Genomic DNA, 20,030 nt, shown 5'->3' with positions numbered 1-20,030 from the left:
TCAGAGCACAATCGACGCCGCAACCGCGGCGAGCACCGCAGCCCCGACGATGGTGAGTCCGCGCACGTGAAGACGTCGCGTGATCACCGCGTCGGGGCTGCTGCGTCCCTCCCAATCGCGACGAATCGCCTCGACCTCGTCGCCGAGGTCCGTCGACTGTGCTGCGCGAGCTCCCGTCGGTCGTCCGGGCACGGAGAAGAGCGTGACGACTGTGCCTTCCGTCGTCTCGACGAGAAGCAGGCGGCGCGTGCGAATCGTGTCGACCTTGCTCCACGGGATCACCCAGGTCGTGAAGGGTCCGACGCACGTCAGCCCGGCCTCGTCGGCCGTGAGGCGCGGCAGTGCGAGGAACAGCGTCAGGGGAGCGACAACCGCGATCGACCACAGTGCCGTGAGCAGCGCGATGTTCCAGAAGCCTCTGACAGCGGCATCGACGGTGAGAAACGCGGCGAGGACGGCCACGATGATGACGAGGCCGATGCTGAACGATGAGCGGTACGTGACGGAGCGCTGCGGCATCCTTCTAGAGTATCGGCTGCACTGAGCCCGACGTTGTATTGGCACACGAAAGCGGGGCCGGTGGTTTGAACCACCGGCCCCGCTGTGCTGAATGAGAGGTGCTTACTTCTCCCAGCCCACGTTCTCAACGGGCGTGACGCCGAAGAGGTCGAGACCCACGTAGGGCTCGGGGGTCAGGTTGGCAAGGCCCTCCTTGACGGCCGAGATCGACGGGCCGTTGTAGAGCGGGAAGATGCCCCATGTCTCCGACATGATCTCTGCTTCCATCTCCATGGCCTTGACCGTCTGCTCCTCGGAATCGGTGATCGACTCGAGCTCCTCGTGAATGCGCTTGTCGATCTCTTCCGTTCCCGTCGCCGACAGGTTCAGACCACTGTTCGAGCAGTACAGCTGGCAGAACCAGGCAGCACCGAAGGGGTCGGACGCCGTGAAGCGCAGCGACATGATGTCCCAGTTCTTCGACGTGTAGTCCGTCGAGAAGTCCTGGGGAGAGCGGACATCGATGTTGACCTTGAAACCGATCTCCTTCATCATCTGCTGCAGCGACTGCGCTCCAGCCTTGAGCGTCGGGTCGTCACCGAAGATCGGGTACGTGACCTCGAGCTTGACGCCGTCCTTCTCACGGACGCCGTCGTCATTCAGGGTCCAGCCGGCCTCGTCGAGGATCTCGTTCGCCTTGTCGGGGTTGTACTCCCATCCGGCTTCCACAACAGAGTTCTTGAAGTGCGGCTGGAAAGAGTAGAGCACGAACGATCCGCCCGGCTCCTCGGTGTAGTCGAGTCCATTCCAGGCGATCTTCATCTGTTGTTCGACGTTGAGGCCCATGTAGAACGCCTTGCGAACCTCGAGGTCCTTGAACTGCGGCTTCTCGGAGTCGACCTCGAGAAGGGTGTTCGCCGTCTGCATGGCACGGTAGATCTCGATGCCTTCCATGTCCGAAACCTGCTCAAGGCGGTCCTTGGTGCCGACGCCGACCATGTCGATCTCGCCGTTCTTGAACGCGTTGATCGACGCGGAGTCATCAAGACCGCGGAACGTCACCTCGTCGAGAAGAGGCTCGTTGCCCCACCAGTTCTCGTTCGGAACGAACGTCATGACCTGGCCCTTGGAGTCGTACTCCTCCACCTTGTACGGCCCGGCACCCCATTCGGCGTGCGGCTCCTCGATGAATCCCTCGTTGAAGATCTCCGGGGTGTTCACGTGGGGGTTGATGATGCCGGTCAGAAATACCATCTGCGGCCACGCGAATTGACCGTCGAACGTCACGACGACGTCCTTTGCCGTTTCGCCCTGCTCAACCGAGGCGATCTCCTTGTAGCCGTCCGTCGCGTTCGGCGTGTAGCCCTCGTCGTAGGAGCGGTTGGCGATCCACGTCTGCTCGAACGCGGTCCAGTCGATGGGCGACCCGTCGTTCCACACGGCGTCTGCGTTGACCGTGCCGTTGATGACGGTGTTGCCGCCCTCTTCGCCGATCTCCCACGACTCAAGGTAGGCGGGGTTCGGCTTCGGAGTGCCGTCCGGGTCCATCAGGAAGACCTGAGGGGTATACCAGGAAGCAAGGCGCGTGGTGTCGGCGCTCGCATCTCCGTGGAAGGGGTTCATCTGAGGGGTGATCTCGTTGATCGCGAAGGCGACGTCTCCGCCCTGCTTGAGATTCTCTCGCGGCTGCGGGTTGTAGTCCGCCTGCGAGACCTCAGTCTTCTTGTCATTACCTCCGGTGCTGTCACCGGTATCGCCCGACGCACAACCGCTCATGACGAGTGCGAGGGCCCCGCTGACGGCGGCAATGCTCATCAGCTTCTGGTGCCTTTTCATGGTGCTCCTTCTATGCCTTTCGGCTTGTTCAGGGTTGATTGCAGACTATATCCAGTTAGGGGTCATAAACTACGGACCCTCCCGGAATCAGCAAACTGTTTCGGAACCGTTATCGCCAGTGGCAGGCGTTGACGTGCACGCCCTCTTCTCCCGTGAGCAGAGGTACCTCGCCCTCGCAGCGTCGTTGCTTCTCGGGACTCAGCGTCTTATAGAGCGGGCATCGCGAGACAAACGCGCATCCCTCGCGCCACTCTGTCGGGCTGGGAAGGTCGCCCTCGAGTACGATGCGCTCTCGCGTGCGCTCGATCTCGGGGTCCGGCACCGGAATCGCCGAGAGAAGCGCTCGGGTATACGGATGCTGCGGGTCGTCGAATACCTTGTCGACGTCGCCGTGCTCGACAAACGCACCGAGATACATGACGGCGACGCGGTCGGCGATGTGGCGCACGACAGACAGATCGTGTGCAACGAACAGGTACGACAGCCCCAGCTTCGCCTTGAGTTCGTCGAGCAGGTTGATGACGCCAGCCTGGATCGACACGTCGAGGGCTGAGACCGGCTCGTCGAGCACGACGACCTGCGGATTCGTGGCCAGTGCTCGGGCGATGCCGATGCGCTGGCGCTGACCGCCCGAGAACGCCGAGGGGAACCGCGCGCTGTGCGCGGGGTCGAGCCCGACAAGATCCATCAACTCGTCGACGCGCGCGTCGGTTTCTTCTCGAGACCGTCCGATCGCGCGCAGCGGCTCAGCGATCACATCAGAGACCGTCATGCGCGGATCAAGCGCGCCCATCGGGTCTTGGAACACAATCTGGATGTCGCGTCGAAGCGCGCGCTCCTGGCGCGCTCCGCGCAGCTCAGACACCTTGGTGCCGCCGATCGTGATCTCGCCGTTCGACTGTTTGACGAGGTCCATGATCTGCAGCAGCGTCGTCGTCTTACCGCATCCTGACTCACCGACGATTGCCATCGTCTCGCCCTTGCGGATGTCGAACGAGATGCCGCGCACGGCGTGCACGTCGCCCACGCGCCGCTTGAGGAAGGCGCCCTTGAGCAGGGGGAACGTCTTCGACAGATTGTCGACATCGAGGGTGATGTCGCGCTCTTCACGCGGAATGCGATCGAGGCTGCTCTCGAGCACCGGCGGCGGCGGGTACACCGGTTCGCCGTCGATGAGCCCGTCGTTGTCGATCTCATCCGCTCGGATGCACGCGACCTTGTGCCGATCGCCGGCGTCGGTATTGGCGGGCAGAAGCTGCGGCTCGCCCTTGACGCAGGCCTCGACGGCGATCGGGCAGCGAGGCGCGAAGGGGCACGCGTCGGGAAGGTTCACGAGCAAGGGAGGATTTCCCTTGATCGGAATGAGAGGCTCTTTGTCTTTCTTATCGACGCGGGGGATCGCGCCCAGAAGGCCGATGGAATACGGCATACGCGTGCGATGGAACAGCTCGTCGACGGGCGCCTGCTCCACGGGCTTGCCCGCGTACATTACGAGCACGTCGTCTGCCGTCTTCGCGACAACACCCATGTCGTGCGTGATCATGACGACAGCGGCACCCGTTTCACGCTGCGCCGTCGCGATGAGATCGAGGATCTGCGCCTGGATCGTAACGTCGAGGGCTGTCGTCGGCTCGTCGGCGATGATCAGCTTGGGATTATTCGCCATCGCCATGGCAATCACGACGCGTTGCCGCATGCCGCCCGAGAACTCGTGGGGGAACGACTTCATGCGCCGCTCGGGCGTCGGAATGCCGACGAGTCCCAGCAACTCGATCCCGCGCTTCCACGCGTCGCCCTGAGACATTTTCTGATGCGTGACGAGCGCCTCGACGATCTGATCGCCGATCGTGAAGACGGGAGTGAGAGCCGCGAGCGGATCCTGGAAGATCATGGCAATGTCGTTGCCGCGAATGGTCGACATCTGCTTGTCGGTCTTGCCCAGGAGCTCCTGCCCGTCGAACTCGATGGATCCGGTGATCTTGGCGTTCTCATCGAGAAGGCCCATGATCGCCATCGACGTGACCGACTTGCCCGAGCCGGATTCCCCGACAATGCCGAGCGTGCGACCGGGTTCGAGGTCGAAGTTGACGCCGCGCACGGCGTTGACGGTACCGGCCTCAGAGGCGAAGCTGACCTGAAGATCGCGGACAGAGAGAAGCGGGGCGGTCATGCTTGTCCTCCTGCCGCCGACGTGGGATCGAGAGCGTCACGGAGACCGTCGGCGACGAGTGCCATCGAGACCGTGAGCAGGGTGAGTGCACCTGCAGGGAAGTAGAACAGCCACGGCGCGCTCGTGATGGTGTTCGCACCGTAGCCGATGAGCGAACCGAGTGACACGTCGGGAATCTTCACGCCGAAGCCGAGGAACGACAGGCCTGTCTCGGCCATGACCGCCGTCACGACTCCGAGTGCGAAGTTGATGACGAGCAGTGAACCGATGTTGGGAATCAGGTGCCGCATCACGATCTTCATGCCGGGAACGCCCATGTAGCGCGCCGCGTTCACGTACTCGCTCTCGCGAAGCGGCAGCGCCATCGTCCAGATCACGCGAGCCGGGAAGAACCAGCCCGTCAGGATCAGAATGAGCGAGATCACCCGCCAGTCTCCGCCCGCGTCATTCGAGATGAGCGCGAGGATCAGGAAGGTCGGAATCACCATGAGGAAGTGAATGACCAGAAGGATGCCGCGTTCGATCATGCCGCCGAAGTATGCGGCTGCCGTCCCCACGATCGCCGAGAGGATGGTTGTTCCGACCGAGACGGAAACCGCGATCATGAGCGAGCGCTGAAGCCCGATCGCCACTTGCGCGAATGTGTCGTTTCCCGCGCTCGTCGTGCCGAACCAGTGCTCGGCCGACGGCGGCGAGCTCAGGTTGAGGAAGTCCAGCTCCACGTGGTCGTACTTCGCGATGAGTGGTGCAACCACCGAGAACAGCACGAGCAGGATGAAGATGACGATTCCGGCGACCGCAGGCTTGTTGCGCACGAACCGCCGGGTGTACAAGCTCCAGAGCGACATGCGCTTGCGGGGAATCCGCGTGGCCGTGGTCGCGGGACCGACGGGCGGTTGGACCTGGTCTAGTGACATGTCAGCTCACCCTCACTCTCGGGTCGAGAACGACGATTGCGATATCTGAAAGAATCGCGCCCGCCGCGGTCAGCACGGCGCCGAACGCCGCGATGGCGACGACGCCGTGGATATCATTGTCGCCGATCGTGTCGAGAAAGTACCGGCCCATTCCATTCCAGCCGAAGATGCGCTCGGTGAGGATCGCGCCCGTGAAGATCGCGGGGATCGTGAAGGCGACCTGTGTGGCGACGGGAATGAGCGATGTGCGCAGCGCATGCTTGCGAATCGCCTTCTGCTTTGTGAGTCCCTTTGCGCGCGCCGTGCGCACGTAATCAGCATTGATGTTGTCGAGCAGGAGCGTGCGCTGCAGCAGGTGATACTGCGCGTAGCCCACGAGCACGAGGGCGAGCGTCGGAAGAGTGAGGTGCTGAAGCGCGTCGAGAACGACGGGGAAGAAGCCGCTGACGTCTCGGCTGTGCGACCCCGTGACGTAGAACACGCGAGCGCCGACGAGATCGTTGAACCCGATGGCGAGAAGCACGATGCCGAGCGCCGCCACGACGATGTTGATGTTCATGGTGACGACCGAGGTCGCCTGTCCGACGCGGTCAGCGAGCTTGTACTGGCGGGATGCCGTGTATACGCCGAGCGCGATTCCGAGCACGGCCGTGATGATCGTCGCTCCCAGAACCAGCTCGGCGCTGATCCACATGCGGTACGCGACCTGCTCGTTCACCGACTCGCCGACCGCGCTCACACCCCAGTCCCAGCGGAACAGAATGCCGCTGAACCAGTTCCACCAGCGCTCCACAAGCGGAACGGTGTCGCTCAGATTGCGCGGCTCGAGAAGCTGCGTGACTTCCTCTGGACTGAGAGGCGGTCGCCGGCCGACGTAATTGCTTCGGGGATCGAGGAAGCCCCACGCAAGGAAGTACGTGACATTCGTCGCTACCACGATCATCAGCAACCAGCCCAGTAAGCGGCGGGTCAGGTACTTGATCAAGTTGGTGTTCTTTCTTTTTAACAGGCGCCTGATTCGGCGACCGACACAACGCTGGGTCGAACTGTTATTCACTTTCCCGGAAGGCTCGTGAATGAGCAAACCGAGATCCCTGTCGTGTATGGCGAGGCACACAACGCACCCGAGTCGAGTGCGGAGGGTGCCGCTTCGACGTCGACACATTATCACTGAATCGCCGCAGTCCCGCATTGGAAAGCGCAACCGCCGCGTGCCTGTGCACGGGGTGTGGATGCCCTCGATGCACGGTGGAACCGCGGTGAGCGAGCGCGTATTCAGCAGCCGCGAAGCTGAGGGAGTAGAATGAAACGTCGGGCTTTCTCAAGCCTGCGTGAATTTCCCATCAGCGCCCGCCGGTGCCGGCTTCAGCCCACCGAGCTCATATCGACGCCAGCTGCGTCGCTCGGCGCACCAACCGCACACTCTGCAGGACAGGACACAGCCATGGCGATCGCCACGCGTGAAACCCTCCGAAACGTCGCTATCGTTGCGCACGTCGACCACGGCAAGACGACACTCGTCGATGCCATGCTTCGTCAGACCGGATCGTTCTCTGACCACGAGCACGTCGAAGAACGAGCAATGGACTCGAACGAGCTCGAGCGGGAAAAGGGCATCACCATTCTCGCGAAGAACACGGCGATCTCGTACAACGGCGCCCACGCCGCCCACGGCCCCGTGACGATCAACGTCATCGACACGCCGGGGCACGCCGACTTCGGGGGAGAGGTCGAGCGCGGTCTCTCCATGGTCGACGGTGTCGTCCTGCTCGTCGACGCGAGCGAAGGACCCCTTCCGCAGACCCGGTTCGTGCTTCGCAAGGCGCTCGAAGCCCAGCTTCCCGTGATCCTTCTCGTGAACAAGACCGACCGCGGCGACGCCCGCATCGACGATGTCGTCGCCGAGAGCCAGGACCTCCTTCTCGGTCTCGCGAGTGACATCGCCGACGACGTTCCCGACCTCGACATCGACGCCATTCTCGATGTGCCCGTCGTGTATGCGTCGGGCAAGGCCGGCCGCGCGTCTCTCACGAAGCCCGCAGACGGCTCGCTTCCCGACAATGAGAACCTCGAGCCCCTCTTCGAGGCCATCCTCGAGCACATCCCGGCGCCGACGTACGATGACGAGCACCCCCTGCAGGCGCACGTGACGAACCTCGACGCGTCGCCCTTCCTCGGCCGCCTCGCACTGCTGCGCATCTTCCAGGGCACCATCACCAAGGGACAGACCGTCGCCTGGGCGAAGCGCGATGGCACGGTATCGAACGTGCGCATCACTGAGCTGCTCATGACCAAGGCTCTCGACCGATTCCCCGCCGAGAGCGCTGGACCCGGAGACATCGTCGCCGTCGCCGGATTCCCCGACATCATGATCGGCGAGACCCTGTGTGATCCCGATGATGTGCGGCCGCGACCTACGATCCACATCGATGATCCCGCGATCTCCATGACGATCGGAACAAATACGTCGCCGCTCATGGGCAAGGTCAAGGGGCACAAGCTCACGGCCCGCATGGTCAAGGACCGCCTCGATCGCGAGCTCATCGGAAACGTCTCGCTCAAGGTTCTCGACATCGGCAGGCCAGACGCGTGGGAGGTGCAGGGTCGAGGAGAGCTCGCACTCGCCATTCTCGTTGAGCAGATGCGGCGAGAAGGCTACGAACTCACGGTGGGCAAGCCTCAGGTCGTCACGAAGACAGTCGACGGCAAGATTCACGAGCCGTTCGAAGAGCTGACGATCGACGCTCCCGAGGAGTATCTCGGTGCGATCACCCAGCTGCTCGCCGCCCGAAAGGGCCGCATGGAGGGCATGACGAACCACGGCACCGGCTGGATCCGCATGGAGTTCATTGTCCCGAGCCGCGGACTCATCGGCTTCCGCTCGGAGTTCATGACGACGACGCGCGGCACGGGCATTGCCAACACGCTCTCTCACGGCTACGACGAGTGGGCGGGTTCGATTGCGACGCGAAACAACGGTTCGATCGTCGCCGACCGCATGGGAGTCGTGACGCCCTTCGCGATCATCAACCTGCAAGAGCGCATGACATTCTTCGTGAACCCCACAGAAGAGGTGTACGAGGGCATGGTCATCGGTGAGAACTCGCGTGCAGACGACATGGACGTGAACATCACAAAGGAGAAGAAACTCACGAACATGCGTTCGTCGACGGCCGACTCCTTCGAGTCGATGACGCCGTCGCGCCAGCTCTCTCTCGAGGAGTGCCTTGAGTTCGCGCGCGAAGACGAGTGCGTTGAAGTCACGCCCGACGCCGTGCGCATTCGCAAGGTCATTCTCGATGCACACGAGCGCGGCCGCGCCGCTGCTCGGCAGAAGCGTCAAGACGCCTGAGGTTCGCCGTGGGCATTCGGGTGTGGCTCAGCATCCGCTGGTTACCCTTGAACCGTGAGTCTTCGTCGTCGCACCAGCACCGCTCTGATCGCACTAGCCGTCGTGGCCGCGCCTGCGCTTTCGGGGTGCAGCCTCGTTGAGCAGACGATGAGTCAGACGGTTCAGGATGCTGTGCGCGAAGCCACGGGCGGTGACGTCGAACTCAGCGAGGGCGTTCCGCAAGGGTTTCCGACCGACGCCGTTCCTCTCGTCGACGGCTCGATCCGCGGTGCGACGCAGACGCAGGGATCGACAACGCACTGGGTCGTGCTCGTGAGCGGAGACGTGTCGGCGGATGACGCCGAACAGCGCTTGTCCGATGCTGGTTTCGCCGTCGACGACGAAGTTTCGACGGCAGAGCTCGGCAGCGTCGTCAACCTCTCGAGCGACGAGTACGACGTGACTGTCGTGGCGGCGTCGGACAGCCTGCTCTACACCGTCACGCCTCGAGGATGACGTGGGCGGCAGCAGAAGCGCGGCGGAGCAGACTGCTCTCAAGCAGGGTCTTGCCGTCGGCGCTGCAACTGCCGCATACGGAGTCTCGTTCGGCGCCCTCGCCGTCGCCTCGGGCCTCGACATCTGGCAGACCTGCGTTCTCAGCCTTCTGATGTTCACGGGCGGATCGCAGTTCGCCCTCGTCGGAGTGCTCGCCTCGGGCGGTGCCGCAGCAGGCGGCTCGGCGATCGCGAGTGCCGCGCTTCTCGGCGTGCGCAACACCGCCTACGGCATCCGCATGAAGCCGATCGTGGGCGCGGGCGTGTTCAGGAACGTGGCCGCGGCGTGGGTGACGATTGATGAGTCGACGGCCGTGTCGCTCGCGCAATCCGACCCGAAGGCGCGCCGCGTGGGCTTCTGGGTGACCGGACTCGCGGTGTTCGTCGGCTGGAACCTCACGACGCTCATCGGAGCGCTCATCGGCGATGTGCTCGGCGACACGCGCGCGTACGGGCTCGACGCAGCGGCAGCTGCGGCGTTTCTCGCGCTGCTGTGGCCTCGCCTCACGCGGCTTCAGCCCGTTGCCGTTGCGTGCGGCGCAGCGATTGTCGCGGCTGCTTTCACTCCGGTGCTCGCACCGGGGCTTCCCGTCATTCTCGCCGCCGTTGTGGCGGTGGTCGTCGGGGTGTTCAACTGGTTTTCGCACGCGAGGAGGGCGGAGTCGTGACCCTGTGGCACATTGTGCTCGCAGCATCCATCGCGTGTGTCGCCCTCAAGCTCGCGGGGTACTCGATTCCGCCGCGCGTTCTCGAGAAACCCGTGGTCTCGCGCGTCGCCGACCTCATGACCGTGGCGATGCTCGCGGCGCTCATCGTGGTGCAGGCGCTCGGCGATGGCCAGGCGATCGTCGTCGATGCCCGGCTTCCGGCTCTCGTGGTCGCGGCGGGCCTGCTCGCCATGCGTGCCCCCTTTCTCGTCGTCGTCATCGCCGCCGCGGTCGTGGCCGCGTTGCTGCGCATGGCTGGCATGCCGTGACGGCAGAGCCCAGCCGCCGCGCGGACGGCGCACACAGCACGCACCGATACGATTCTCTCGTGAGCACAGCACCGGAATGGCAGCATCCAGACGCCCACGATGATGCAGACGCACCAGTCGGCGGAGAGCCCAGCACGCTCTCGCGCATCGTCACCGCCCTGATCACACTCGTGCTCGGGGTCGTGTATGGAATCGTCGGAACTGTCGGACACACACTCACGCTCACACCGTTGGGCATCACGATTCCCTACGGTCTCGTGCTCGGCCTGATCGGCGTGCTCGCCCTGCTGCTCGGTCTGCGTCTCGTGATCGCCGAGAGGCTTCCCTCGATCGCGGCGGGCATCGGAATCGTCGGCATCGTCGCGCTCTTCTCGCTGCCGAGTCCCGGGGGGTCTGTGCTGATCACGCAGAGCGTTCTCGGACTGGTCTGGCTGTTCGGCGTGCCGCTTGTCGCCGCGATCGTGCTCGCGTGGCCGCGGCTGCCCGAGCGGAACCTTCGCACGGGCACTCCGGCGTAGACTGGGCAGACCCGGCGAGAAGGAGTTTCAGCACAGTGACCTATGTGATCGCTCTTCCGTGCGTTGACGTGAAAGATCGCGCCTGCATCGACGAATGCCCGGTCGATTGCATCTACGAGGGTGAACGCAGCCTCTACATCCACCCGGACGAGTGCGTGGACTGCGGTGCATGCGAGCCCGTATGCCCCGTCGAGGCGATCTACTACGAAGACGACCTTCCCGACGAATGGTCCGACTACTATAAGGCGAACGTCGAGTTCTTCGACGAGATCGGCTCGCCCGGAGGCGCTGCGAAGGTCGGTGTGATCCACCACGACCACCCCGTCATCGCCGCACTGCCGCCCCAGAACGCCGAGTGAGCGCGAGGTGACCCGAGAGCTTCCGGAGTACCCCTGGGACACTCTCGTTCCCTACCGTGAGAAAGCGGCGGAGCACCAGGGCGGAGTCGTCGACCTGTCGATCGGCTCACCCGTCGATCCCACGCCGGCGATCGTGCGTGATGCGCTGAAGGCGGCGACGGATGCTCACGGCTATCCGACAACGGTCGGCACTCCCGAGCTGCGCCAGGCCATCGTCGACTGGTACGCGCGCCGGCGAAACGTGCCCGACCTCGAGCTCCGCAATGTGCTGCCGACGATCGGCTCGAAAGAGCTCGTTGCCCTACTGCCGTTTCTGCTCGGCCTGGGGGAGGGCGACGTCGTCGTTCACCCGACGGCCGCGTACCCGAGCTACGCGATGGGTGCTGCGCTCTGCGGTGCGGAGGCTCTCGCGTCGGACGACCCTGCGGAATGGCCCGTCGAAACGCGCCTCATCTGGCTGAATTCGCCGGGGAACCCCGACGGGCGCGTGCACGACATCGAGAGTCTTCGCCTGGCTGTCGCCCGCGCTCGAGAGCTCGACGCCGTGATCGTGAACGACGAATGCTATGCCGAGCTGGGGTGGGAGGGGCCGTGGGTGAGTGAGCCGACGCCGTGCATTCTCGATCCGCGCGTGACGGACGGCGACCGTCGCGGCATCCTCTCGATCTATTCGCTGAGCAAGCAGTCGAACATGGCCGGATACCGTGCGGCCTTCGCGGCCGGGTGCGCTCGGGTGATCGCCTCGCTCACGAACGTGCGCAAGCACGCGGGACTCATGGTGCCCGCACCGCTGCAGCACGCGATGGCGGTCGCCCTGCGCGACGATGAGCACGTCGCGCAGCAGAAGGCGCTGTACCGGCGACGGCGCGACGTTCTCGTTCCTGCGCTCACGGCAGCCGGGTTTCGGATCGAGCGAAGCGAGGCCGGCCTGTATCTGTGGGTCACAGAGGGCCGCGACGCGTGGGAGAGCATTGACCGACTTGCGGGACTCGGCATCATCGGCGGCCCCGGTCACTTCTACGGCGACCACTATCCGACCTTCGTGCGCCTCTCGCTGACGGCGTCGGACGAGCGCGTCGATGCCGGTGCGGCACGGCTGCGAGCAGCATCCGGTGGAGAAACCCTCTAAGCGATGCTGTGAACAGTTGTCGGTTGTGACAGAAGCCCTTGTGCACGATTAGGCTGTAAGAGGAGCAGCGCGCCGTCACCATGTGCGCGCCGCGATACATCACTCAACACGTGACGGACAGGTAAGAGGAGGCGCCGTGGGCGACGTCGGACAGCAGACGGGTGACGAGGCACACAAGGCGACGCTGACGTTTCCGGGCGGCACGGCAGAACTGCCGATGGTCGACGCGACGAGCGGGGCCTCGAGCCTCGACGTCTCGACGCTGACAAAACAGACCGGCCTGACCGCCCTCGACTACGGCTTCGTGAACACCGCGGCGACGAAGTCGCGCATCACGTACATTGATGGTGACCAGGGGATTCTGCGCTACCGCGGGTACCCCATCGACCAGCTCGCCTCCAACTCGACATACCTTGAGGTCGCGTGGCTGCTGATTCACGGCGAGCTTCCGACGGCCGATGAGCTTGCCGACTTCGACGAGCGCGTGCGCCGTCACACGCTGTTGCACGAAGACCTGAAGCACTTCTTCTCGGCGCTGCCGCACACCGCGCACCCGATGTCCGTGCTGTCGAGCGCCCTGAGCGCGCTGTCGACCTACTACGAGAACGGCCTCGACCCCAAGGACCCTGAGCACGTCGAGATGACGACCATCCGGCTTCTCGCGAAGCTGCCCGTGATCGCCGCGTACGCGCACAAGAAGTCCCAGGGGCAGGCGTTCCTGTACCCCGACAACAATCTGAGCTTCGTCGACAACTTCCTGCGCCTCAACTTCGGAAACATGGCCGAAGACTACGAGGTGAACCCGGTTCTCTCGAAGGCGCTTGAGCGGCTGCTCATTCTGCACGAGGACCACGAGCAGAACGCGTCGACCTCGACAGTGCGCCTCGTCGGGTCGACGGGAGCGAACCTCTACGCGTCGATCTCGGCCGGCATCAACGCGCTCTCCGGTCCGCTGCACGGGGGAGCGAACGAGGCTGTTCTCGAGATGCTCGGTCAGATTCAGGAGTCGGGCGAGGGTGTTCGCCGCTTCGTCGAGCGCGTGAAGAACAAAGAAGACGGCGTCAAGCTCATGGGTTTCGGGCACCGCGTCTACAAGAACTACGATCCCCGCGCGCGCATCGTCAAGGAATCTGCGAACGCCGTGCTCGATTCGCTCGGCATCAGCGACCCGCTGCTCGACGTCGCGCAGGAGCTTGAGCAGATCGCGCTTGAGGACGACTACTTCAAGGAGCGCCGCCTCTACCCGAACGTGGACTTCTACACGGGCGTGATCTACAAGGCCATGGGCTTTCCCACGCGCATGTTCACCGTGCTGTTCGCGATCGGGCGCCTCCCCGGATGGATCGCCCACTGGCGCGAGATGAGCCTCGACCCGCAGACCAAGATCGGTCGCCCTCAGCAGCTGTACATCGGTGAGGGCGAACGGCAGTACCCGCAGCGCTGAGCGCCAGTCTTATCCCGCGTCGGCGGGGTGTGACGTGAGTTGCAGGAAATGGCTGTCGTCTCGATGCGAGCCGGCAGCCATTTTCTGCAACTCATTTTTCGGAGGCCGGGGCCAGCGTGAGAGTGTGCTCGGCAGCATCCGCCCTCGCATCGGACGTAAACGCCCACGGGAGGGTCTTGTGGTCGGCCCAGAGCGGTGCCTGATCGACGTAATGCGGATGATACGCGTGCCCTGACGCACCCGTGAGGTTGATCCAGGTCGAGGCATCGAAGTCTGACAGATCGATCACCTGCCGCATCGACGGCACCCAGTTGACCTCGTACCCCTGCGAGGCGCTCCAGCCGTTCGCGTTGACGACGCTCGAACCGCCGCCGACCGCGTACGGCCCGCGGTTGAAGAGCTGCTCGATGAGTCCGATTCCCGACTCGCCGAGACTCGCGTTGCGCACCGTGAGGGTGTGCAGGTCGCCCCAGGTCCACGCGCTCGGATCATCGCCCATGAGGTCGACGGCTTCGTCCCACGCGGCGTCCATCGCCCGCGCGAGCGCCTCATCACGCGTCGACACATCGTCGTCGGCCCACCACGCCGACTGGCTCAACGGCAGAAGGTTCGTGACGATCTGGAACCAGCGGGCGCTGCCCTCGGGAGCCTGCGTCTCGGGCAGCTTCGGGGCGAAGACCTGCTCGAGAAGGTTCTTCCACACGATATTGAAATAGGCGGATGCTGCGCTGTCGACGTCGTCGGAATAGTCCCACTCCGCGAGCAGCGCACGCGCCTGAAGGGTGTGCTCGCTCGGCGTCGCCTCGAGCAGGTAGGGGACGAGCACCTCGGCGATAGCGTTGTGGTTGTCCGCCTGAATGTCAGACATGTCCTGCGCCGTTAGCGGGTCGCCCGAGTCGATGAGGTCTGTCAGGCGCTCGGTGATGCGCTCGGCACGGTAGCCGGCATCCCAGTCCCTCGTAATGAAGACGGGGTAGTCCGGCCCGACGGCCGCGTTGTTGGCCGTGACGATGTAGCCCTGCGGCGGGTTGTAGGTGCTCGGCAGCTTCTCGAAGTCGACGTAGCCGCTCCAGCCGTTCTCGCTCGTCCAGCCGGGCAGCGGCGTCGTGCCGTCGCCCGTTTTGCGCACGGGAACGAGCCCTGGCGCCTGGTACCCGATGTTGCCCTCGGTGTCGGCGAAGATCAAGTTCTGGCTGGGGACGTCGAAGAGCTTCGCGGCGTCGCGGAAGGAGTCCCAGTCGCGTGCTTCGTTCATGGCGAAGACGGCGCTGGCGGTGTTTCCCGGCGTGAGCGCCGTCCATTGCAGCGAGACGCCGAGGCTCTCACCCTCGGACAGATCGATTGTGTTGGCAGCGTCATTGGCGATCGTCGTGTAGTCACCCGTGAGACCGCTCACGAGCGGACCGCGCTCTGTTGAGCGCACAGTGATCTCGACGTCGTCGCCTCCCGCCACCGAGATGGTCTCGGTGCGCACATCGAGCGGAACGTCTTCGCCGTCGAGCCGATACGTTCCCTCTTGCGTATCGATCTTCTCGATGTAGAGGTCCGCGACGTCGGGCCCGAGGTTCGTGAAGCCCCACGCGATGGAGTCGTTGTGACCGATGATCACGCCGGGCAGACCAGAGAAGGTGTAGCCCGAGACGTCGAACGGGCATTGCTCAGAGACCGATTTGCAGTGCAGTCCCATCTGGTACCAGACGGAGGGCATGACGGGGCCGAGGTGAGGGTCGTTGGCGAGCAGAGGCTTTCCCGTGGCCGTGTGATCACCGGACACGACCCACGAGTTCGACCCGATGTCGCTTCCCGCGTCGCCCAGCAGGGTCGGCATTCCGCGCAGCAGCTCCGAGAGCTGTGCGAGTTGAGGCGCAATGGCGTCTGTCGCGGCGTTGTCGGCGACAGCATCCGTTCCCTGCGTGTCATGCGGCGCGGCACTCTGCACGCTCGGCTCGCTGACGATCGTGGGGTGTATGTCGTACGGGTACTCCGGGTAGAGCGTCGCGATCTGGCTCGAGCTCATCGACGTTGAGAGAATCGCCCTGTCGATCTCCTGCTCGAGGTTCGACCGCAGGTCCCACGCCATCGCCTTGAGCCACGCCACGCTGTCGGCAGGAGTCCACGGTTCGGGGGAGTACTCGGGGTTCTGAAAGCCGAGCACGGCGTACTCAAGCGAGATGTCGGCGCCCGAGTGCGTGTCGAGGTACGCGTTGACGCCGTCGGCGTAGGCCTCGTAGTAGGCGCGCGACGTGTCGTCGAGCGCGTCAACCTCTTTCTCGGCTACCTTGCGCCAGCCGAGCGTGCGGATGAACGTGTCGGTGCTGACCTGGCTCTCACCGAACATCTCGCTCAGCCTGCCCGACGTCACGTGCCGGCGAAAGTCCATCTCCCAGAAGCGGTCCTGCGCCTGCACGAAGCCCTGCGCCAAAAACAGATCATGTGCCGACTCGGCGGTGATCTGCGGAATGCCGTACGCGTCGCGCGTGACCGTGACCTCGTGCTCGAGACCGGGGATGTCGATGGTGCCCTCAGTCTTCGGGAACGAGCGCTGGACGGTCCAGAACGCCAAACCGGCGCCGATCAGGCCGAGCACCAGCAGGGCAACGATGATCCAGAGGACGACGCGCCCGATGCGGCGGGACAGGGAATGAGCCACGGTGCTCCTTAGCGGGGACGAGGATTCGCGAGAGCGCGAGGGGGACAGGTCAGACGTGAAGTGCGTCGTTGAGGGTGACGCCAGAACCGGAGCGAGGCAGAACCTCGACCCCGCCCGACACCGAATTGCGCCGGAACAGCAGGGCAGGCATTCCGCTCAGCTCGACGGCCTTGACGGAGCGCGTCTCCGTCGAGCCGGGGTCGATCACCGTGATCTTCGTGCCCGCGGTGATGTAGAGACCCGCCTCGACGACCGAGTCGTCTCCGAGTGAGATGCCGATGCCCGAGTTCGCTCCCAGAAGCGCGCGCTCGCCGATGGTGATCCGCTGAGAACCTCCGCCAGACAGCGTTCCCATGATGGATGCTCCACCGCCGATGTCACTTCCGTCGCCGACGACGACGCCCTGCGAGATGCGCCCCTCGACCATGGAGGATCCGAGTGTTCCCGCGTTGTAGTTCACGAAGCCCTCGTGCATGACCGTCGTACCCGGCGCGAGGTGCGCGCCGAGTCGGACACGAGACGCGTCTCCGATGCGCACGCGCTCGGGCAGGACATAGTCGGTGAGGCGCGGAAACTTGTCGAGGCTCACCGCGTGGATGCCCTGCCGCAGAAGCGCCGGCCGCATGCGCTCGAAATCGCCGGGAAGCATAGGACCAGCGTTCGTCCACGCGACAACGGGCAAGTGCCCGAAGATGCCGTCGAGCGATATCGTGTTGGGTCGCACGAGCAGGTGCGACAGCAGATGGAGCCGCAGGTACGCGTCTGATGTGCTCGAGATCGGCTGCTCCAGATCTGACTCGATCGTGACGATGTCCACGGACACAGCGCGGCGAGGGTCGGGAACGGCGAGCTGCTCGAGTTCGGCCGGTGCGATCCACTTCTCGCGGTTCTCGGGAATGGAACCCAGCTGCGGCGAGGGAAACCAGGTGTCGAGCACCGTCCCGTCAGAAGCGATGGTGGCGAGGCCGTACCCCCATGCGGTTGTCGGATTTCCCTGTGAAGCGCTGGTCATGACCACCAGATTACCGAACACGGCGGCCCCTCCCGCATTCGTCGCTGACGCAGTGCGCGCCCATAGACTGAGTGCATGCCTCAACCGGTTCTCGACCTCACGGCCTCGTCGATCGATATCACTCGCGCGCTCTGTGACATTCCCTCGGAGTCGGGACATGAGGGGCAGATAGCGGATGCTGTCGAGGCGGCGGTTCGCCAGGCGGAGCACCTCGAGGTCATTCGCGATGGCGATACCGTGATCGCGCGCACGCATCTCGGCCGCGACCAGCGCGTCGTGCTCGCCGGGCATCTCGACACCGTTCCGATCGCCGGAAATGTGCCCTCGCACGTCGAGACGATCGATGACCGCGAGTACCTGTGGGGACGTGGCTCCGTTGACATGAAGGCGGGGGTCGCCGTGCAACTCAAGCTCGCTGTCGAGCTGTCTGCTCCGCTCGTCGACGTGACCTGGATCTGGTACGACCACGAAGAAGTGGCCGCCGAACTCAACAGTCTCGGTCGAATCGCGCGCACGCGCCCTGAACTGCTTGCGGGAGATTTCGCGATTCTCGGGGAGCCGACAAGCGCCCAGGTGGAGGGAGGATGCAACGGAAGTCTCAGGGTCGAGCTGCGCGCTTTCGGAACCCGAGCGCATTCGGGCCGGGCATGGGTCGGGGAGAACGCCATCCACAAGCTGGCGCCCGCGCTCGCCGTGCTCGCCGACTACCAGCCGAAGACGATCGACGTCGACGGTCTTGCCTACAGGGAAGGCCTCAACGCCGTCGGCATCACGGGAGGCATCGCGGGAAACGTGATTCCCGACGAGGGAATGATCCACGTCAACTATCGCTTCGCGCCAGACAAGACCGTGGATGAGGCGCTTGAGCACGTGCGCGACCTGTTCCCGGACATGGAGATCACTGTCGTCGACCGCGCAGAGTCCGCCAGACCGGGGCTCGACGCTCCACTTGCTCAGCAGTTTCTCGCCGCGGTCGGCGGGCAGGCAAAGCCGAAATACGGTTGGACGGATGTGGCGCGCTTCTCGGCGCTCGGCGTACCGGCCGTGAACTATGGGCCAGGCGACCCGTTGAAAGCTCACACCGATGATGAGCGCTGCGCGACAGATGAGATCCGCGCCTGCGAGACGGGTCTGAGGCACTGGCTCCTCGGAGAGTGATCATCCGGTGACGGTGCCGCGCCTCGTCGCCCGCTGGGCGCGAACGCCCGACTGGGGGCGAGTGCTTCTCATCTACGGCGCCGCTCGCCTCGTCACGACGCTCATGATGCTGTGGTTCGCCGCCAACCAGCGGGCGAACGCATGGACAGGGCCATCGCCCGACTACGCGGCGTTCGCGTCGATCTGGGACGGACGCTGGTATCAGATCGTCGCGTTCTCGGGTTACCCGAGCGACCTTCCGGTGACCGACGACGGCCACATCGCTGAGAACGCGTGGGCATTCATGCCGGTGTACCCGGGCGTCGTGCGGATCGTGATGGGCCTTACTCAGCTGCCGTGGGATGTTGCAGCGCTCGTCGTGTCGGTGCCCTGCGGCTTCGGCGCCGCCGTCGTGTTCTTCACGCTCATGCGCGAGGTGCTCGACCGGCGGACGGCGCTTTTCGCCGTCGTGCTCTTCTCTGTGGCACCCGTATCGCCGATCCTGCAGGTCGCCTACGCAGAGTCGCTGTATCTGCTTCTGCTGGGCTTTGCGCTGCTGCTGGTGATGAGACGCCGATATCTCACGGCGATCCCGGTGATCGCGGTCATGGCACTGACGCGCCCGAGCGGGCTGGCGTTCGCGCTCTTTCTGCTGCTGCACCTCGTGCATCGCGTGTGGACGCGCTCGCGGCATCCATTCTCCCTCTCTGAATTCGTGTGCCTCAGCGTGGCGGGAATCGTCAGCGCCGTCATGGGAGTCGCCTGGCTTCTCATAGCCTGGGCTGTGACGGGGTCGATGACGGCATACACCGACACCGAGCTGGCGTGGCGGTCGTCGTACGTCGGCTACGGGCCCCTCGTACCATTCGAGCCGTGGATCGACGGCGCGAACTGGTGGGCGCAGCGCTGGTTCGGCGTCGACTTCGGGGCTGTCGCGCTCGTGCCGATTCTGGCGATCGTCGCCATCGGCCTGGTTAGCAGACCCGCGAGACGGATCGGGGTCACTCTGAGACTGTGGGTCGTCTCGTACCTCGTGTACCTGCTCGCCGTCTTCTTTCCGCAGTCGAGCACGTTCCGGCTTCTGGCGCCCGTCTTTCCGATCGCTGGGGCGTTCGCGGTTCCACGGTCACGCGCATATCGCGTGGCAGCCGTCGCCGTCAGTCTCGCGCTGCAGTGGGCGTGGCTGTGGGCGTGCTGGAGTGTGAGCGGCTATGACTGGACGCCGCCGTAACATGTGCTCGCATGACGTCGGGATTGGCACGGATTCCGAATTCACGGGATAATGGGGACACACTGCACGAAAGGGGAGCCGAATGGCAGCAATGAAGCCGAGGACCGGAGATGGGCCTATGGAGGCTGTAAAGGAAGGTCGGCTGATCATTGTCCGTGTGCCGTTGGAAGGGGGCGGACGACTCGTCGTTTCGGTGAACGATGACGAGGCCAAAGAGCTCCACGACGCCCTTGCGGGTGTCGTCGCCAGCTAGAGCTGGCAAGGCAAC

18 protein-coding genes are annotated in these 20,030 nt (G+C 64.4%); 11 read left to right on the top strand and 7 right to left on the bottom strand.

The window, feature by feature from the left end; all coding sequences use genetic code 11:
• From ATJ78_RS13165 to ATJ78_RS13145, 5 genes are all read right to left on the bottom strand, one after another.
• Positions 1-519, bottom strand: coding sequence for a PH domain-containing protein (locus ATJ78_RS13165; RefSeq protein ID WP_098408661.1), 519 nt, complete (start codon positions 517-519; stop codon positions 1-3).
• Positions 520-621: 102 nt separating this feature from the next.
• Entirely contained in the window at positions 622-2,334 is a 1,713-nt protein-coding gene (locus ATJ78_RS13160) for an ABC transporter family substrate-binding protein (protein ID WP_098408660.1), read from the bottom strand.
• Positions 2,335-2,443: 109 nt separating this feature from the next.
• Positions 2,444-4,504 (bottom strand): dipeptide ABC transporter ATP-binding protein, encoded by a 2,061-nt coding sequence (locus ATJ78_RS13155; RefSeq protein WP_098408659.1) that lies wholly within the window; start codon positions 4,502-4,504, stop codon positions 2,444-2,446.
• Positions 4,501-5,421, bottom strand: a complete 921-nt coding sequence (locus ATJ78_RS13150) for an ABC transporter permease (RefSeq protein WP_098408658.1) — start codon at positions 5,419-5,421, stop codon at positions 4,501-4,503. Before ATJ78_RS13150 ends, ATJ78_RS13155 begins: the two co-directional genes overlap by 4 nt.
• 1 nt (position 5,422) lies before the next feature.
• The gene (locus ATJ78_RS13145; RefSeq protein ID WP_098408657.1) at positions 5,423-6,406 is read right to left on the bottom strand and encodes an ABC transporter permease; all 984 of its coding nucleotides are present in this window, start codon (positions 6,404-6,406) and stop codon (positions 5,423-5,425) included.
• 459 nt (positions 6,407-6,865) lie between these two features.
• On the opposite strand from ATJ78_RS13145, the gene typA reads away from it, so the two are divergent.
• The 8 genes from typA to ATJ78_RS13105 all read left to right on the top strand — a co-directional run bounded on the left by typA (position 6,866) and on the right by ATJ78_RS13105 (position 13,732).
• Positions 6,866-8,773, top strand: coding sequence for a translational GTPase TypA (typA, locus tag ATJ78_RS13140; RefSeq protein WP_098408656.1), 1,908 nt, complete (start codon positions 6,866-6,868; stop codon positions 8,771-8,773).
• 54 nt (positions 8,774-8,827) lie between these two features.
• The gene (locus ATJ78_RS13135; protein ID WP_098408655.1) at positions 8,828-9,268 is read left to right on the top strand and encodes a hypothetical protein; all 441 of its coding nucleotides are present in this window, start codon (positions 8,828-8,830) and stop codon (positions 9,266-9,268) included.
• Between the two features lies 1 nt (position 9,269).
• The gene (locus tag ATJ78_RS13130) at positions 9,270-9,974 is read left to right on the top strand and encodes an AzlC family ABC transporter permease (RefSeq protein WP_098408654.1); all 705 of its coding nucleotides are present in this window, start codon (positions 9,270-9,272) and stop codon (positions 9,972-9,974) included.
• Positions 9,971-10,282, top strand: a complete 312-nt coding sequence (locus tag ATJ78_RS13125) for an AzlD domain-containing protein (protein ID WP_098408653.1) — start codon at positions 9,971-9,973, stop codon at positions 10,280-10,282. The genes ATJ78_RS13130 and ATJ78_RS13125 overlap by 4 nt, the downstream gene beginning before the upstream one ends.
• Positions 10,283-10,341: 59 nt before the next feature.
• Positions 10,342-10,800, top strand: a complete 459-nt coding sequence (locus tag ATJ78_RS13120; protein ID WP_141897078.1) for a hypothetical protein — start codon at positions 10,342-10,344, stop codon at positions 10,798-10,800.
• 35 nt (positions 10,801-10,835) lie between these two features.
• On the top strand, positions 10,836-11,159 hold the full coding sequence (gene fdxA / locus ATJ78_RS13115) for a ferredoxin (RefSeq protein ID WP_098408651.1): 324 nt from the start codon (positions 10,836-10,838) through the stop codon (positions 11,157-11,159).
• A gap of 7 nt (positions 11,160-11,166) precedes the next feature.
• Positions 11,167-12,288, top strand: coding sequence for a succinyldiaminopimelate transaminase (gene dapC, locus ATJ78_RS13110; RefSeq protein ID WP_098408650.1), 1,122 nt, complete (start codon positions 11,167-11,169; stop codon positions 12,286-12,288).
• Positions 12,289-12,424: 136 nt separating this feature from the next.
• On the top strand, positions 12,425-13,732 hold the full coding sequence (locus tag ATJ78_RS13105) for a citrate synthase (protein ID WP_281253395.1): 1,308 nt from the start codon (positions 12,425-12,427) through the stop codon (positions 13,730-13,732).
• Between the two features lie 91 nt (positions 13,733-13,823).
• On the opposite strand, the gene ATJ78_RS13100 is transcribed toward ATJ78_RS13105, so the two are convergent.
• The gene (locus ATJ78_RS13100; RefSeq protein ID WP_098408649.1) at positions 13,824-16,382 is read right to left on the bottom strand and encodes a penicillin acylase family protein; all 2,559 of its coding nucleotides are present in this window, start codon (positions 16,380-16,382) and stop codon (positions 13,824-13,826) included.
• 49 nt (positions 16,383-16,431) lie between these two features.
• Positions 16,432-17,394 carry a 2,3,4,5-tetrahydropyridine-2,6-dicarboxylate N-succinyltransferase gene (dapD, locus tag ATJ78_RS13095; RefSeq protein WP_098409381.1) on the bottom strand — a complete coding sequence of 321 codons (963 nt, stop codon included), beginning with the start codon at positions 17,392-17,394 and terminating at the stop codon, positions 16,432-16,434.
• Between the two features lie 75 nt (positions 17,395-17,469).
• On the opposite strand from dapD, the gene dapE reads away from it, so the two are divergent.
• From dapE to ATJ78_RS13080, 3 genes are all read left to right on the top strand, one after another.
• The gene (dapE, locus tag ATJ78_RS13090; RefSeq protein WP_098408648.1) at positions 17,470-18,552 is read left to right on the top strand and encodes a succinyl-diaminopimelate desuccinylase; all 1,083 of its coding nucleotides are present in this window, start codon (positions 17,470-17,472) and stop codon (positions 18,550-18,552) included.
• Between the two features lie 7 nt (positions 18,553-18,559).
• Positions 18,560-19,762 carry a hypothetical protein gene (locus ATJ78_RS13085; RefSeq protein WP_245836324.1) on the top strand — a complete coding sequence of 401 codons (1,203 nt, stop codon included), beginning with the start codon at positions 18,560-18,562 and terminating at the stop codon, positions 19,760-19,762.
• 82 nt (positions 19,763-19,844) lie between these two features.
• On the top strand, positions 19,845-20,015 hold the full coding sequence (locus tag ATJ78_RS13080) for a DUF3117 domain-containing protein (RefSeq protein ID WP_098408647.1): 171 nt from the start codon (positions 19,845-19,847) through the stop codon (positions 20,013-20,015).
• The last annotated feature ends 15 nt before the right edge of the window (positions 20,016-20,030 follow it).

It is taken from the genome of Paramicrobacterium agarici, from assembly GCF_002563955.1.
Taxonomy (GTDB): Bacteria; Actinomycetota; Actinomycetes; order Actinomycetales; family Microbacteriaceae; genus Paramicrobacterium; species Paramicrobacterium agarici.
This window is presented reverse-complemented; position numbering and strand designations above follow the sequence as displayed.